At 66.0% G+C, this 16,190-nt stretch carries 15 protein-coding genes; 10 read left to right on the top strand and 5 right to left on the bottom strand.

Annotation, left to right across the window (positions count from 1 at the left end; translation table 11 throughout):
- Nucleotides 1–28: 28 nt before the first annotated feature.
- Nucleotides 29–1,318, top strand: a complete 1,290-nt coding sequence (locus J5251_RS08785) for a M20 family metallo-hydrolase (RefSeq protein ID WP_208575814.1) — start codon at nt 29–31, stop codon at nt 1,316–1,318.
- 122 nt (nt 1,319–1,440) lie between these two features.
- A complete protein-coding gene (locus J5251_RS08790) occupies nt 1,441–1,857 on the top strand; it encodes an ester cyclase (protein ID WP_208575815.1) in 417 nt (138 codons plus the stop codon).
- 28 nt (nt 1,858–1,885) lie between these two features.
- Here the strand turns inward: J5251_RS08790 and J5251_RS08795 are convergent, their stop codons facing one another.
- Nucleotides 1,886–2,656, bottom strand: a complete 771-nt coding sequence (locus tag J5251_RS08795) for a FadR/GntR family transcriptional regulator (protein ID WP_208575816.1) — start codon at nt 2,654–2,656, stop codon at nt 1,886–1,888.
- Between the two features lie 199 nt (nt 2,657–2,855).
- On the opposite strand from J5251_RS08795, the gene J5251_RS08800 reads away from it, so the two are divergent.
- The 5 genes from J5251_RS08800 to J5251_RS08820 are packed head-to-tail and all read left to right on the top strand — an operon-like array spanning nt 2,856 to nt 9,508.
- The gene (locus J5251_RS08800) at nt 2,856–4,376 is read left to right on the top strand and encodes an ABC transporter substrate-binding protein (protein WP_208575817.1); all 1,521 of its coding nucleotides are present in this window, start codon (nt 2,856–2,858) and stop codon (nt 4,374–4,376) included.
- Nucleotides 4,377–4,407: 31 nt separating this feature from the next.
- Entirely contained in the window at nt 4,408–5,355 is a 948-nt protein-coding gene (locus J5251_RS08805) for an ABC transporter permease (protein ID WP_208575818.1), read from the top strand.
- Nucleotides 5,355–6,209, top strand: a complete 855-nt coding sequence (locus tag J5251_RS08810) for an ABC transporter permease (RefSeq protein WP_208575819.1) — start codon at nt 5,355–5,357, stop codon at nt 6,207–6,209. Before J5251_RS08805 ends, J5251_RS08810 begins: the two co-directional genes overlap by 1 nt.
- A 2-nt stretch (nt 6,210–6,211) precedes the next feature.
- The gene (locus J5251_RS08815; protein WP_208575820.1) at nt 6,212–8,080 is read left to right on the top strand and encodes a dipeptide ABC transporter ATP-binding protein; all 1,869 of its coding nucleotides are present in this window, start codon (nt 6,212–6,214) and stop codon (nt 8,078–8,080) included.
- 18 nt (nt 8,081–8,098) lie between these two features.
- Nucleotides 8,099–9,508 (top strand): amidase, encoded by a 1,410-nt coding sequence (locus tag J5251_RS08820; RefSeq protein ID WP_208575821.1) that lies wholly within the window; start codon nt 8,099–8,101, stop codon nt 9,506–9,508.
- A gap of 49 nt (nt 9,509–9,557) precedes the next feature.
- On the opposite strand, the gene J5251_RS08825 is transcribed toward J5251_RS08820, so the two are convergent.
- From J5251_RS08825 to J5251_RS08840, 4 genes are all read right to left on the bottom strand, one after another.
- Entirely contained in the window at nt 9,558–9,932 is a 375-nt protein-coding gene (locus J5251_RS08825) for a hypothetical protein (RefSeq protein WP_208575822.1), read from the bottom strand.
- 110 nt (nt 9,933–10,042) lie between these two features.
- Nucleotides 10,043–10,813 carry a FadR/GntR family transcriptional regulator gene (locus J5251_RS20475; protein WP_208575823.1) on the bottom strand — a complete coding sequence of 257 codons (771 nt, stop codon included), beginning with the start codon at nt 10,811–10,813 and terminating at the stop codon, nt 10,043–10,045.
- A 34-nt stretch (nt 10,814–10,847) separates the two neighbouring features.
- Nucleotides 10,848–11,621 carry an SDR family NAD(P)-dependent oxidoreductase gene (locus J5251_RS08835; protein WP_208575824.1) on the bottom strand — a complete coding sequence of 258 codons (774 nt, stop codon included), beginning with the start codon at nt 11,619–11,621 and terminating at the stop codon, nt 10,848–10,850.
- A 28-nt stretch (nt 11,622–11,649) separates the two neighbouring features.
- The gene (locus J5251_RS08840) at nt 11,650–13,098 is read right to left on the bottom strand and encodes an aldehyde dehydrogenase family protein (protein ID WP_244250862.1); all 1,449 of its coding nucleotides are present in this window, start codon (nt 13,096–13,098) and stop codon (nt 11,650–11,652) included.
- A gap of 241 nt (nt 13,099–13,339) precedes the next feature.
- Here J5251_RS08840 and J5251_RS08845 point away from each other — a divergent pair, with 241 nt between their 5' ends.
- From J5251_RS08845 to J5251_RS08855, 3 genes are read left to right on the top strand one after another with little or no spacing between them, the layout of a single operon-like run.
- Nucleotides 13,340–13,990 (top strand): GntR family transcriptional regulator, encoded by a 651-nt coding sequence (locus J5251_RS08845; protein ID WP_208575825.1) that lies wholly within the window; start codon nt 13,340–13,342, stop codon nt 13,988–13,990.
- Nucleotides 13,987–15,105, top strand: a complete 1,119-nt coding sequence (locus J5251_RS08850; protein WP_208575826.1) for a 3-isopropylmalate dehydrogenase — start codon at nt 13,987–13,989, stop codon at nt 15,103–15,105. The genes J5251_RS08845 and J5251_RS08850 overlap by 4 nt, the downstream gene beginning before the upstream one ends.
- A 4-nt stretch (nt 15,106–15,109) precedes the next feature.
- Nucleotides 15,110–16,024, top strand: coding sequence for a LysR family transcriptional regulator (locus J5251_RS08855; RefSeq protein ID WP_208575827.1), 915 nt, complete (start codon nt 15,110–15,112; stop codon nt 16,022–16,024).
- Nucleotides 16,025–16,190 lie beyond the last annotated feature (166 nt).

Raw genomic sequence — 16,190 nt, forward strand, 5'->3', positions numbered from 1 at the left:
GTCAGACCGAGCCGTTAGGATTCCATCCATGACCACCACCTCCGCCCAGTCCGCCCCGGCCGTCTCCGGTGACGACGCGCGCGCCTTCCTGCACGACTTCCGCTCGATGAGCACGTTCGGGGCCACGGCCGGCGGGGGAGTGGACCGCCAGGCGGGAACATTCGTCGACGGCCAGACGCGGACCTGGTTCCGCGGCCTGGTGGAAGGCCATGGCTTCGACGTCCGCTACGACGCGGTGGGGAACCAGTTCGCGCTGCTCGAGCTGGCGCCCGGCGCCCCGTACATCGCGGTCGGATCGCACCTGGACTCGCAGCCGCTGGGCGGGCGGTTCGACGGCGCCTATGGCGTGCTGGCCGGTGCCCACGCGGCCGTCCGGCTGAAGCAGCGGTTGGCGGCAGAGGGCACGGAGCCGGCGTTCAACATCGCCGTCATCAACTGGTTCAACGAGGAAGGCTGCCGGTTCAAGCCCTCCATGATGGGCAGTTCCGTCTTCACGGGCAAGCTGCCCGCCGAGCAGGTCCTGGCCACCACCGACCCGCACGGCACCACCGTCCGCGAGGCGCTGGAGGCCATCGGGACCATCGGCGACTTCTCGCTGGATCTTGCCGCGTACGTGGAAATCCACATTGAGCAGGGCCGCTCGCTCGAGGACGCCGGGCTGACCATCGGCCTCGTCGAATCCACCTGGGGCGCCAACAAGTACGAGTTCGTCGTGCACGGCGAGCAGGCGCACACCGGCGCCACCGTGATCGCCGACCGGCACGACGCGCTGCTCGGGGCGTCCTCCCTGGTGGTTGCCGCGCGTGAGATCGCCGACGAGTTCAGTACCGAGGAGCATTCCGTCATCACCTCTTGCGGCGAGTTCACGGTCTACCCGAACTCGCCAGTGGTGGTGGCCAGCCGGGTGGAGCTGCTCGTCGACGTGCGCAGCACGGACCCCGATGTGCTGGCCGCCGCCGACGCCGAACTGCACCGCCGTGTGGCCGAGATCGAGGGGAAGGCGAGCGTACGGATCGAGCGCGGTGCCGAGCATGTCTGGGCCGCCAAGGCCTATGACGAGGCCGGCATGCGCCTGGCAGCCAAAAGCGCGGAGGCGCTGGAACTGCCGTACGGCACCGTCCGGACGCTGGCCGGGCATGACTCGACGAACATGAAGGACATCGTCCCGACCATCATGCTGTTCGTGCCCAGCGTCGAGGGCATCTCGCACAATGAGAAGGAACTGACTAACGACGACGACATGCTCGCCGGCGTGGATCTGCTCACTGAGGTACTGGGACGCGTGGTGGTCGGGGACTTCGTGTCGCCGAACGGCTAGGGGGACCGAAGGCCGTTCCGCTGGCAGTTGCTTGCTGAAAGCGCGCCCCTGTGGCGGCGTGTCGCAAAAGCCCCGGTGGGATCATCGAATCAGGGGATTTGCAGCCAGCGAAGGAGCGGATCATGGGACGCGCATCGGGAATTATCGAGCGGTTCTACCGGGAAATCATGGAGGGAGGGAACCTGGACCTGATCGACCAGCTGGGCAGTGAGAGCTACACGGACCACGAGGAGCCCATGCCCGGGCAGCCGTCAGGTCTGGACGGCATCAGGTTCTACGTCGACACATTCAGGAAGGCTTTCCCCGACATCAAGGCGAAGTCTATCGAACCCACAATGGCCGATGGGGATCTGGAGGCGGCCCGCGTGGTCCTCACCGGGACCCACCAGGGCGAACTGATGGGGACTGCCCCCACCGGCAACACTGTGGAATTTGGCGGCATCGACATCATCCGTGTTCAGGACGGCCAAGTAGTCGAGCATTGGGGAGCGACGGACATGCTGAAACTGCTGCAGCAGATCGGCGCCGTTAAGTTGTAAAAATGGAAAGTGGAGCCACGCCGCGGGTTTAGGGTGTCGGGCGCTCCGCCCCGGTCAGGGCGCTAAGGCCGCGTGCGCCTTCTTCGTCAAGGTATTCGGCGAAGTAGGCGGCGATGGCATTGCGGGCGGTGGTGCCGGCGGCCGTGGCATCGCCGGCGGCGATGGCCTGGAAAATTGCGCGGTCGCGTTCGACGGCTCCTTCCATGGCCGCGGTGGAATTGCCGGAGCGTTCCATTCGGTCGTTCATGAGGTTGAGGATGGAGCCGGCGACCGCTTCGCCACAGATCCGCAGCAGGCTGTTGTGGCTGGCTTCCCAGACTGCAGCGTGGAAGTCCAGGTCCGCGCGGTTGAAGCTGTCCGAACCATTGGCGACTTCCGCTTCCATGCGCTCGACCGCGTCGCGCATTTTCTCGACTTGTTCCTCCGTGTGCAGGGCCGCGGCCAACTGGCAGGCGGAGCTCTCCAGCACGATGCGGAACTGCACCAGTTCGGACAGGGACAGCGAGGCGATCCGCGCCATCGTCGTGAAGGAACGTCCCAGGCTGTCGGGGGAGACGGCGAGAACCTCAGGTCCGCTGCGTCCACCGGGACGGGACGCGATCAGGCCCTGGCTTTGCAGAACGCGCAGGGCTTCGCGGATGGTGGGGCGGCTGACCGAGAACTGCACCATGAGCTCGCGTTCACTGGGAAGATGCTGGCCCGGCTCGATCTCCCTGGACAGGATCGCCTCTTCGATCTGCTGCACCACGCGCTCGTAAGTCAGCGTGGGCACGGCCGGCGTGAAGGTCAGCTTGCTCATGAGGTGCCTTCCGTCGTCGTACGTTTGGGGCTTTTCGGCAAGCATACTGCCGTTGAGCGCGCCTCCGTCAGTAAAGATTGCCCCCGAAAGCAGTTTTACGCAACTGGTAAGACCATGTAACTAGGTAGAAATATAGACATGGGATGGTGTTGGATAGATCACATCACTGAAGTGTCGTTCCTAATCGATGGAGAACGCTATGCGCCTGAGTAAGAATTACGGCCGTGCGGCAGTTGTACTGCTGGCCGGATCGCTGTCCTTGACTGCCTGCTCGGCCGGGTCCGGGGGCTCTACAGCCGACGGCGCTGCGGAGAATACCGCCGTCACCGTGGCGTTGACGGGAGAACCGGTGAACCTGGACTTCACCACGACGGCGGGCGCGGCGATTCCCCAGGCGCTGATGTCCAACGTGTACGAAGGGCTGGTGGAGATCGACCAGGATGGCGAAATCCAGCCGCTGCTGGCGGAGTCCTGGGAACTGAGCGAGGACCGCAAGACCTACACCTTCAAGCTGCGCGAAGGGGCAAAGTTCTCCAACGGCGAGGCGTTCACCGCAGAAGACGTGAAGTTCAGCATTGAGCGCGTCCAGTCCGACGCGTGGGTTTCCAGCCTGAAGGCAAAGATGGACGTGGTGGATTTCGTTGAGGTGGTCAGCGACACCGAAGTCGCGGTCACCCTTAAGCAGCCCAGCAACGCCTGGCTGTTCGACATGGGCACACTGGTGGGAGCGATGTTCGATCCCAGCGGCGTGGACGATCTGGCCAACACCGCCATCGGCACCGGCCCGTACGCCATCGAGGCGTGGAACCGCGGCCAGTCCATCGAGCTGGCGGCCCGCGACGACTACTGGGGCGAGAAGCCGGGTGTGGAGACCGCATCGCTGCGCTACTTCGCCGACGCCGTCGCCACCACCAACGCCCTGCAGTCCGGCGACGTGGATGTGGTCTACAACATGCAGGCACCGGAGCTGCTCTCCAGCTTTGAAAGCGACGACAAGTTCCAGGTCCTGGAGGGCACCTCCAACGGCGAGATTGTCCTGTCCATGAACAACAACGAGGCACCGTTCGACGACGTGCGCGTCCGCCAGGCCGTGATGCACGCGATCGACCGCCAGGCGGTTGTGGACACCGCGTGGAACGGCTACGGCACGGTGGTCGGCGGCCCGGTTCCGCCGACGGACCCGTACTACGAGGACCTCAACGACGTCTACCCGTACGATCCGGCCAAGGCCAAGGAACTGCTGAAGGAAGCCGGCGCGGAGAACCTGAACATCACCTTCACCGTTCCCACCCGTCCCTATGCCACCGCCGTCTCCGAGATCGTGGTGTCGCAGCTGGCCGAAGTGGGCATCAACGCGAAGATCGAGTCCTCCGAATTCCCGGCAGTGTGGCTGGATGAGGTCTTCACCAAGCAGGACTACCAGATGTCCGTGGTGCTGGCCGTGGAGGGCCGGGACGTGCTCTCGATGTTCAACAACCCGGACTATTACCTGGGCTACGACAATTCCAAGATCAAGGACAAGGCTGCCGAGGCCGACGCCGCGGACGAGGCCGGCTACGTCTCCGGAATGCAGGACGTGGTCCGCACCATTGTCGACGACGCCGCTGCCAACGTTCTGTTCATCTTCCCCAACATTGTGGTGGCGGATGCGAACGTGACCGGCATCCCGGCGAACTCCGTCACCGAAGCGCTGGACCTGACCAACATCGGCTGGAAGTAAGCTCTACAACCTCGAGTAAGGAGGGGCCGGCGTGGCAATCCGTTTGCTGATCAACCTGGCCCGGTTTGTGGTCACCTACGTGGCCGCTACGGTGCTGGTGTTCCTGTTCATGCGCACCATCCCGGGCGACCCGGCACAGATCGCGCTGGGCGTGAACGCCACGCCGGAGCTGCTGGCCCAGACCCGGGCGGAATTCGGCACCGACCGGCCCCTCATCGTGCAGTACTTCGACTGGGCTCTGGGACTGCCCTTCGGGGACTTCGGCATCTCCTATGTGACCCGGCAGGACATCAGCCCGCTGGTGCTGGACCGGGTGCAGGTGAGCCTGATCCTGGTGGTGCTGGCGATGATCGTCGCGCTGCTGATCGCGATTCCGTTCGGCACCTACGCCGCGGTCAAGCACCGCAATCCCAGCGGCATTGTGATCAGCGGGATCAGCCAGCTCGGCGTCGCGCTGCCGAACTTCCTGGCCGGCATCCTGCTGGTGGTGGTCTTCGCTGTGGGGCTGGGCTGGTTCCCGGCCAACGGCTGGACGCCGCCGGGGGAAGACTTCGGCGATTTCTTGTCCCGGGTGTTCCTCCCCGTGCTGGCACTGGCGTCCGTGCAGGGCGCCATCCTGACCCGGTACGTGCGCTCCGCCGTCATGGAAGTGATGAGCGAAGACTACCTGCGCACCGCCCGGGCGAAGGGCCTGGGCAAGCTGGAAGCTTTGGTCAAGCACGGCCTGCGCAACGCTTCCATCCCGGTCCTGACCGTGACCAGCGTGCAGCTGGCCGCGCTGATCATCGGCGCCGTGGTCATCGAACGGGTCTTCGTCATCCCCGGTCTGGGCTCGATGCTGCTGGACGCGGTGGGCAACCGCGACCTGCTGACCGTGCAGTCCGTGGTGATGGTGCTGGTGGCCATAACCCTGATCATCAACCTGGTGGTGGACGTGCTTTACACCGTCCTTGACCCCCGCATCCGGAAGAAGGCGTAATGACAGCCGAGTCCGCCGTCGTCGTCCGCAGTTCCCGGCGCAAGCCGGCACCCACCCTACTGATCGGGGCGTCCCTGGTTGCCCTGGTGGTGCTGGCCGCGCTGGTCTCCCTGGTCTGGACGCCTTACGATCCGGTGCAGGCGTTCCCGGCCGACCGGCTGCAGGGTTCCAGCGCCGAGCACCTGATGGGCACGGACCGCTACGGGCGCGATGTGTTCTCCGGGATTCTGTACGGGGCGCGGATCACGCTGCTGGTGGGGTTGATCGCTGTCGGCATTGCGTTGGTGATCGGCACGCCGCTGGGCATCCTGGCCGGCATGCGCGGCGGCGCCACCGAAGAAGTAACCATGCGCGGGGCGGACATTCTGCTGGCCTTTCCCGCGCTGCTGGTGGCCATCATGTTCGGCGCCGTTTTCGGTGCGAGCACGCTGACGGCGATGCTGGCCATCGGGATCGGGTCCATCCCCGGCTTCGCGCGGGTGGCCCGCAGCGGCACCCTGCAGGTGATGAGCACCGAGTATGTGCTGGCGGCGAAGGCCTCGAGCCAGAGCGCGTTCCGGATCGCCCGGCGGCATGTGCTGCCGAACATCGCGGGCATGGTGGTGGTGCAGTGCTCGGTTTCCTTCGCGATCGCGGTGCTGGCCGAGGCCGCCCTGTCCTTCCTTGGTCTGGGGACGCCGCCGCCGGTGCCGTCCTGGGGCCGAATGCTGCAGGAGTCCCAGCAGTTCCTGGGCACCTACCCGATGCTGGCCGTCTGGCCCGGCGTGGCCATCGCCGTGGCGGTGCTGGGCTTCAACCTGCTGGGCGACGGACTGCGCGATAAGTTCGACCCGAAACTGAACGGAGAGCGCTGAGCATGGACAGCACTGCGAACAACAGCCGGCTGCTTGAAGTAGCCGGACTTTCCGTGGCCACCAAGGACCGCGCCCTGGTTTCGGACTTCAACCTGGTCATGGACCGCGGCGAGCGGGTGGGGCTGATCGGCGAATCCGGCTCCGGCAAATCCATGACGACGACGGCGCTGATGGGCCTGCTGCCCGAAGGCGTCCGGGCTACCGGCTCCATCCGCTTGGCGGGGCACGACGGCGACCTGGTCACCGCGTCGGATAAACAGCTGCGCCGGATACGCGGGAACGACATGACCATGGTCTTCCAGGAACCCCTCACCGCGCTGAATCCGTTGATGAAGGTCGGCCCCCAGGTTGCCGAGATCATGCTCAAGCACAAGTCGGTGTCCGGACGGGCAGCGGCAAGTGCCAAGGCGGTGGAGCTGCTGGCCGGAGTGAAGCTCCCGGATCCGGGCGAGGCCGCTAAGGCGTATCCGCACCAGCTCTCCGGCGGGCAGCGCCAGCGGGTCATGCTGGCCATGGCACTCGCAAATGACCCGGCGCTGCTGCTGTGCGACGAACCCACGACGGCGCTGGACGTCACGGTGCAGCGGCAGGTGCTGGACCTGATCCTTGAGTCCGTGCAGCAGCGCGGAACCGGCCTGCTCTTCATCACGCACGATTTGTCGGTGGTGGCTAACGTCTGCGACCGCGTGCTGGTCATGAACAACGGCCAGGTAGTGGAAGAGGGCAGTACCGAAGACGTGTTTTCCCGGCCGCAGCACCCCTACACGCGGGGCTTGCTGGCCGCCTCGGACTTGGACGCAACCGACGCGGACGGGCGGCTCTTCACCGTGGCCTCCGCGGCGGCATATGTGCCTCCGGTGCCGGAGCAGGTTGTTGCCGAGGTGCCGAAGGCTGCCCTGCACGTGCCGGAAGCTGGGACTGCTGCGCGGGCACAGGATTCGGTTCCGGCTGCCGCTGTTACCCCTGAACCTGCAGAGGCAGCGGTTAGCCTCGGTGAGCCGGCGCGAACGGAACCATCCATCGCGGAGCCTGCCGCCGCCGTCGTTAGTCCGGTGATCAGCGTCAAGGACCTGGTCCGCACGTACCAGCGCGGGCGCACGAGCCTGTTCGGCAAGCCCACCGAAGTGCAGGCATTGCGCGGCGTCTCCTTCGACGTCGCCGCCGGACAGCGGTTCGGTGTAGTCGGCGAATCCGGTTCCGGGAAGTCCACCTTGCTGCGGATCCTGGCCGGGCTGGACCAGCCGACGTCCGGCAGCGTCCGGGTAGCCGGCAATGAAGTGGCCGGGGCGAAAGAAAGCGAGCTGGCCCAGCTGCGACAGCAGCTCCAGATTGTCTTCCAGGACCCGATGGGTTCGCTGGATCCGCGCATGCGGGTGCAGGACATCATCGCCGAGCCGCTGCTGGCCCCCGGGCAGAAAGTGGACAGTGCCAGGCAGCGCAAGCTGGTGGGGGAGATGCTCTCCGCCGTCGGCCTTCCCGTGGACGCTGCCGAGCGGTTCCCGCACCAGTTCTCCGGCGGCCAGCGCCAGCGCATTTCCATCGCCCGTGCGCTGATCTGCCAGCCGCGCGTACTGGTGGCCGATGAGCCGGTCAGCGCACTGGACGTCTCCGTGCGGGCACAGGTGCTCAATCTGCTCTCCGACCTCGTGGACGAATACCAGCTGACCCTTGTGTTCGTGTCGCACGATCTGGGCGTGGTGCGCTACATCTGCGACAACGTGGTGGTCATGAACAAGGGCCGGATCGTGGAAAGCGGCAGCACCGCGCAGATCTACGAGGCGCCCCGGCACGAGTACACCCGTACGCTCGTTAACTCCTCCATGTCCCTTCGATCAGAACTTGCCGCGCGCGAAGCCGCGCTGTCCCGCTGAACACTCCGGAAGGCACCCATGTCCCAGCTATCCTCGTCGCCGCTCCACAACCTTTCCGCCCGGGAACTCGGGGATGCCTACGCCGCCAAGGAACTCTCTCCGGTGGACGTCGCCGATGCGGTGATCGAGCGGATCGAAGAGCGGGAGCCGGTTCTCAACGCCCTCTACCAGTTCGAGCCGGAGGCTGTCCGCAAGGACGCCAAGGCCAGTGAACGGCGCTGGCTGGAAGGATCCCAGCGCGGCCCGCTGGACGGCGTGCCCATGTCGGTGAAGGAAAACATCGCCCGGGCCGGAGTGCCGATGCCCTCGGGAACGGCGCTGTCCAACCCGAAGGTGCCGCAGAACAACTCGCCGATCACGGACCGGATTCTCGAAGCCGGGGGAGTGATCGTCGGTTCCACCACCATGCCGGACTGGGGCATGCTCTCCTCCGGGGTTTCCAGCCTGCATGGCATCTCGCGCAGCGCGTGGAACCCGGCCTGGACTACGGGCGGCTCCAGCGCCGGCGCCGGGTCCGCGGCCGCGGCAGGCTACGGCCCGCTGCATGTAGGCACGGACATCGGCGGATCCATCCGGCTGCCGGGTGCGTGGCAAGGCCTCGCCACGCTGAAGCCGAGCGCCGGCCTGATTCCGCTGGACGTTCCCTACATCGGCCGGGCCGCCGGTCCGATGGCCCGCACCGTGGCCGACGCCGCGCTGTTCATGACCATCCTTGCCCAGCCGGACATCCGTGACTACACCGCCCGGCCTTACCCGGCCATGGACTGGGCAGTGGACGGCTGCGATGTGTCCTCGCTGAAGGTGGCGCTGCAGACGGAGGCGAACGCGGGAGCTGCGGTGGATCCTGAAGTGCTCGCGGCGGTGGAGGCCGTGGCCCGGCAGTTCGCCGACGCAGGCGCGCACGTGGAACGGCTGGAGCCGTTCATCAACCAGGACATGCTGGACCGGCTGGACCGGTTCTGGCGGACGCGGTCCTGGGCGGACTATCGGGAACTGTCCGCTGCCGAGCAGGAGAAGGTCCTGCCGTACATTGCCCGCTGGTGCCAGGGCGGTTCGCAGTTCGACGGCGCTGAAACCATCCGCAACTTCGGCAGTATCGACCAGATGCAGAAGGCCACCATCGCCGCCACGGCCGAGTACGACGTCGTGATCTCGCCGGTCGCGCCGATGGCCGCTTTCCCCGCCGAGCAGCCCATGCCGGTGGACGACCCCGACCAGACGATGGCGCACATCGCCTTCACCGTCCCGTACAACATGTCCGGCCAGCCGGCGGCAACGGTCAACTGCGGCTTCACCTCCGACGGCCGGCCGATCGGCGTGCAACTGTCCGGGCGGCTGGGAGCCGACGACGACGTGCTGCGCGCGGCGGCCTGGTACGAAAGTGTGCGTCCCGTGGGGGCGGTGCCGGACTGGAGCAGCCTGGACTAACCACCGGCCTGGCGGCAGGCGCGACTAGCTCTCAACAGCGGCGGCCGCGTCAGCGGGAGTGGTACACGACCACTAGATCTGAAATTTCGACGCTCCCTTCGCCCTGGACCGCGATTGTCAGCACGTTGTCAGTGTCTTTCAGATGGTTTCCGGGAATAACCTCATGCCATGACCGCGGTCGAGTGGCTTCCGGCTCCGGGGGATCAAAGTTGTAGTCGACAATGTGTTCGTGGTCGTTGAAGTGCATCAGTAAACGAACCACATTATTGACCTTGAGCCGAAAGAGGAGAAGCGCAGAGCGGCTCCTTTCAACTCCATGACAGTCGATGTTCTTGATGTGCAGGTCATTGATGGAGTTGTTTGCCGGGTCAGGAAGAAGGAAGAGATCGTCGCGGATGGCGACGAACTGAGCGAAGCTTGGCATGGTCGCACCTAACTCTAGTTCTGCCGATGCAACAGTTTGCGCCTGAATCCAGACCCTGACAAGGCTTGCGATCCGGCACAATCAGCGCGCCTACCGGGAGGTGAAGCAACCTACTCCGGCGTACCGAAGGAGGCCAGCGCGGCCAGCGCCTCGCGGTCTGCGTCCTGGAGCAGGTGCCCGTAGTACTCGAACAGGCTGCTGCGGGCCAGGTGCTCGGCCCGGTGCGCGTCCCGGTCGCGGATGGCCTCGAACACATCGCTGTGGTGGGCAATGGTGCGCAGCATCAGCTCGCGGTCATCCCCGCTCTCCTGGATGGAAGAGGTGATGAGTTCCTCGATGGACTGACGGACGGCCTCGCCGGAGATCTGGATCATCGTGTTGCCGCTGGCCCGGGCCACTACATCGTGGAAGTCCAGGTCTGCCTGGCTAAAGGCCTGCTGGCCCTGCTGCCGGGCCTGGCGCATCCGGGCCATGGCTTTCTCCAGCTGCAGCATGTCCGCCTCCGTGCGCCGGGTTGCCGCCAGGGAGTTCGCGGCGGACTCAAGGGTCATGCGGTAGATCAACAGATCGGACAGGCTGGACGAGGACGCCTGCGTCAGCCGGGTCATGAGCTTGCGCAGCGGTGCGGAAGTGGGCGCGAGGATGACGGCGCCGCGCGGATCGCCGGGGCGGGCAGCTACCAGGCCGCTGCTTTCGAGGACGCGCATGGCCTCGCGGACCGAGGAGCGGCTGACCTCGAAACGGGTGACGAGTTCGCGTTCGCCGGGCAGCCTGTCACCGGTTTTGAGCTCACCGCTGAGAACAGCTTGTTCTACGTGCTGGACGATCGCTTCGAAAGCTCGGACTTTCGGTGCCGACTGTACTGGTGGTGTCTCGCCCATCAGCGTTCCCTCCCTGAAAGCGCCTGATCCAAGCCTAGGAATTCGGCGGGTCGAAGCGGCCGTCCACCGCGGTCCAACCGCCGTCCACCATGAGCACCGAACCGGTTACGTAGCTGGAGGCGTTCGAGGCCAGGTAGACCACGGCCCCGGCGAGCTCTTCGGGCTTGGACCAGCGGCCCAAGGCACCCTTCTGGGCATAGGCGTTATACCACTCGGGGTTGTTCTTGATTTGGGCGGTCAGCGGCGTCTCGACCACGCCAGGCGCGATCACGTTTACGCGTACGCCGTCGGGGCCGAATTCGGCGGCGGCGGTCCGCGCGAGCTGCACCAGCGCGGCCTTGGTTGCCGCGTAGACGCCCTGCCCTGGCTCCACCACGTAGGCCCGGATGGAAGCGAAGCCGATGATGGACCCGCCGCCGTTGGCCGCCATCTTCGGCGCGAAGGCCTGGATCAGCGCGAAGGAGGAGCGCAGGTTCAGGTTCACCACGCGGTCGAAATCCTCCATGGTGTAGTCCGCGATCCGCTTGCGCACGTTCATGGCGGCGGTGAAGACCAGGGCGGAGATGTCGCTGAATTCATCCGCCGCGGCGCGGACCGCGTCGAGGTCCAGGACGTCCAGCTCGGTAGAGGTCGCGGAGCCGCCGATCATCGCGGCGGTCTCGGCCGCCGTCGTACCATCCCTGTCGGCGCACACTACAGCGGCGCCGTGTGCGCCAAGGGCAAGCGCTGCTTCGCGGCCGATGCCGCTGCCGGCGCCGATCACCAGGACGCGGTCGCCGGAAAACTGGAAGAGCTGGGTGTAGTCCATTCGTGGGTCCTTCGTGGAGAGCTGGTGCTTACGGTCTGATCATGGCCATGCGGGTCACGGTGAATTCCTCGATGGCGAAACGCGGTCCCTCGCGGCCGATTCCGGAATCCTTCACCCCGCCGTAGGGCATGATGTCGGAGCGGAAGCCGGGAATTTCATTGACGACTACGCCGCCCACCTCCAGCTCGTTGACGGCGCGGAAGGCGGTCTCCAGCGACTTGGTGAAGACCGCAGCCTGCAGGCCGTAGCGCGACTGGTTGACCAGCTGGATCGCCGCGTCCACGTCCGGGACCGTCTGCAGGCAGACCACGGGTCCGAAGATCTCCTCGCACCACAGCTCTGCATCGGCGGGGACGCCGGTGACTACGGTGGGCTGGATGCTGCCGCCGCTGAGTTCGCCGCCGGCCAACACCTGTGCACCGCGGGCGGTGGCGCTGCCGATCCAGCCCAGAATGCGTTTCGTGGAGGCCTCGTTGATGACGGGGGCAACCCGGGTGTCCGCCGAACGGGGATCGCCGACGGTGACTTCACCCAGCCTGGCCAGCAGGGCCTGCTCGAATTCGGCCGCGATCGGCTGCTCCAGGACAATCCGCTGGACGGAAATGCACGCCTGCCCGTTGGCATAGAAGCCGCCGCGGAGCACCGCATCGACCGCATCGGCGATGACGGCGTCGGCGGCAACAATGAAGCCGGTATTGGACCCGAGTTCCAGCACGGCCTTGCGCGGTGCGGCGTTCCTGGCAATCTGGTGGCCGACCGCGGCGGAGCCGGTAAAGGAAACGACGGCGGCGCGCGGGTCCGCCACGAGCGTCTCGCCCACCTCGATGCCGCCGGTGACCAGTTGCACGGCGGCGGACGTGACGCCGTAGTCGGCGAGGACCTCGCGGATCAGGTGCACCGCCCACAGCGTGGCCAGGGGAGTGTTCGGGGCCGGTTTGATGATGATCGGGCAGCCGGCGGCAATGGCCGGAGCGAGCTTGTGGCTGGCCAGCAACAGCGGGTAGTTGAAACCGGCAATACCAACGACGACGCCGGCGGGCCGCCGCGTCCAGTACCCCACCATGCCCTCGCCGAGGGGCTGCAGATCCAGCGGCACGGTTTCGCCGTGCGTGTGGGCGACTTCCTCTGCCGCTGCGGCCCAGGTGGTCAGGGTCCGGGCGACCTCGGTACGGCAGTCGACCAAGGGCTTGCCCGTTTCCAGGACGAGGAGCTCTTCCAGTTCGCTGCGATGGGCGGCCAGCGCATCGTGAACCGCCATCAGGACCGCACGCTTCTTGCCGGCACTGAGCTTGGCGGTTTCGGCGAAGGCTTTCTCCGCTGCATCGAGTGCCAGCCGCGCATGGTCCACCGTGCCCACCGGTGCCGTGGCGACCACCGATCCGTCGAAGGGGAAGAGCACGTCTGCGCTGTCTTCGCAGGGCGCCCAGCCGTCGCCTACGGGGAGTCCGTCCGGATACGCGTTCAAGTAGGGGGACACCGTTCCTGCCTTCGCCGTTGAGGAGTTGGTCTAATTCCTGCTGGTCTGACCAGTAGATGTTCAAGGCTAGCCAGAGCAGGACCACGCGGTCAATCGGTTTCCCGATTTTCGTGGGGCTTGGCGTCATTTTTGCTGCAACCGTTGACAAGTGTCGGCTGGGCGGGAACAGTCGGAGCCAACAACCCGCTTCTGGATCCCGGACCTTCCCCGGATGATCCAGCCGACTCCACGGACGGTATCGATGACTTCGGCATGGCGCAGCAGTGTCTCCTTGGTGGAGGAGACGGCGGCGTTGATCCGTGAGCGGGTTTTCGCCGGCCGTTACCGGCCGGGGGACCGGCTTACGCAGACCGGGCTCTCCGCCGAGCTCGGGCTCAGCCGGACCCCGTTGCGCGAAGCTCTGCGGCTGCTCGAACAGGACGGGATTGTTGTCCTCGATTCGGCAGGGAGCACATCCGTGGCGACGGCGACCCCTGCCCAGCTTCAGGACGCCTATGCCTTCCGCGAGGCGTTGGAAACGGCCGCCTGCAGGCTGGCGTGCCCGCGACTCACGCCCGGAACACTGGCGGAACTGGACCGGCTGGTCGACGAGCAGCGGAGGGTTGGCGGACCGCGCTTCCATCAACTGGTTTCGCGCTTCCACGCCGTCCTGCTCGAAGCCTCCGGCAACAGCTATCTGCAAAAGCACCTGAGCCTGGTGCGGATGACGGAGGAAGTGTTCCGTCCGCGCTACGGGCTCACCACGGAAGCCGCACTGGAAACGGTAGGTGCCCACGCCGCCGTCGTAAATTCCTTGCGGCAGCGTGCGCCGGACGAGGCGGAACGGCACATCCGCACGTACTTGGCCCAACAACTCGACATCATGATGCAGCAGGAAAGGCAGCCCCAGTGAGAACCCATAACATCGCCGTCATCCCCGGAGACGGCATCGGCCCCGAGGTGATGGACGCGTCCCTGATGGTGCTGGCGGCCGCGGAAAGCGCGTTCGGTTTCACCGCGGAACTGACACAGTACGAGGCAGGGGCACAGCATTACCTGCGCACGGGCGAGCTGTGGACTTCGAAACTCGAAGAGCGGCTGCGCGGCCAGGACGCCATCCTGTTCGGAGCCATGGGCGATCCCGCCGTCAAACCCGGGATTCTGGAACGCGGGTTCATTCTTGCCATGCGGAAGGCGTTTCAACAGGCGGTGAACTTGCGGCCGGTCAAGCTCTATCCGGGGGTCGCGACGCCGATCGCCGGGCTCACTCCGGAGCGTTGTGATCTGGTGATTGTGCGGGAAAACACCGAGGGCGCGTATGTGGGCCAAGGCTCCACGGTCCACGCCGGCACGTCCTATGCGGTCGCCGTGCAGGAATCGGTGAACACCCGTCCCGGGATCGAACGGGTGGTGGACTATTCGTTCCGTCTGGCGGCGAGTCGGCGCGGGAAGCTGACGCTGTGCCACAAGAAGAACATCCTGATCGAGGCAGGGAACCTATGGCAGGACACCGTGGACGATCTTAGCGCCAAGTACCCGGAGATCGAGGTGGACTACGTGCACGTGGACGCCATGTGCTTCCATCTGCCCGTGGCGCCGGAGCGCTTCGACGTTGTGGTCACGGACAACCTCTTCGGTGACATCATTACCGACCTCGGCGCCGTCATCCAAGGCGGGCTGGGCGTGGCCGCAAGCGCTAATCTGAACCTGGATGGCTCCGCACCCAGCATGTTCGAAGCGATCCATGGCTCTGCCCCGGACATCGCTGGCAAGGGCTGGGCCAATCCCGTGGGCGCGGTGCTCTCCACCGCCATGTGCCTGGCGCAGCTGGGCGAGCAGGACGCTGCGCTGGCTATTGAAGCCGCTGCCGTCCAGGTTCTCGCCGGCCTGCCGGAGCTCTCCGCGCCGGGAATGGGTACGGACACCGCGGGAGTCGGGAAGGAAATCGCCGCCCTGGTGGGAGCCGGGCTGCCGCCGGTTTCCGGGCGCTCGGTCATGGAGGACTTGGCCGGGCTGAAGGCGAAATAACCGCATGCCCAAGCCCTTCACGCTAATCCAGCTGCGCTACTTCGCCGTGGTCGCCGAGACCGAGAACATGACGGCCGCTGCCCAGCGGCTGAACATCACGCAGTCGGCGCTGTCCAACGCGATTTCGCAGCTGGAGCAGGAGCTGGGGGTGCAGTTGTTCATCCGGCTTTCGCAGCGGGGGCTGAGGCTGAGTCCCGCCGGGCGGCAGTTTGCGCAGGAACTGCCGGCGTTCCTGGAGCACGTGGATTCGCTGTACGAGTCGGCCCGGGGGCTCGCGGAGAACCTGACGGGCGAGTTGAAGGTGGGGATCTTTGCCCCGCTGGCGCCTTTCCGGGCACCGGTGATCCTGCAGGCCTTCGAGCGGCAGTATCCCGACGTGAATGTGTCCTTCCTCGAGGGCGACCAGGAGTTCCTGCGCCGTTCGCTGCTGGAGGGGCACTGCGAGCTGGCGCTGATGTACACGCTGGGGCTCGGCGGAGGTGTCAGCACGCAGTTGGTGGAGCGCGTTCCGGCTCACGTGCTGGTCCACGAGGAGCACCCGCTGGCGGCGAATCCGGAGCAGGAGGTGGCTTTGCGGGACCTGGAGGAGGAGCCGATGATCCTGCTGGACCTGCCGCATACCCGCGAGTACTACCTGCAGTTGTTCCAGCTGGCCGGGGTGAAGCCGAACGTCCGGCACCGGGTGTCCGGCTACGAGACCGTGCGCTCCTTCGTGGCCCGCGGGCACGGGTATTCGCTGCTGAACCAGCGGTTGCACCACGATCTGACCTACGCCGGCGGACGCGTGGTGCCGCTGCGGCTGGTGGACGAAGTGCCGGGCATAGAGGTGGTGCTGGTCCGGCCGGAGGGAATGCGGCCGACCCGGCGCGCGTTGGCATTCGAAGCCGTGTGCAAGCAGCTGTACGGCGCCGAGCGGTAGGCGAGCCCTCGCCGTCGTTCTTCGCATCGAGAACATCGATAAGAGTTGCAGAAATAATGAATTAGACAGCTGTGAGCGCTGTCACAGAGACTGGAAGGCATCCCGAAGAGGTCTTCCCAGCGGCGGTCCTGAATTCCGGCAACGACGCCGTGGACCGGCCCGGCCT

The sequence above is a fragment of the Arthrobacter crystallopoietes genome, assembly GCF_017603825.1.
In the GTDB taxonomy this organism is placed as follows: Bacteria; Actinomycetota; Actinomycetes; order Actinomycetales; family Micrococcaceae; genus Crystallibacter; species Crystallibacter crystallopoietes_B.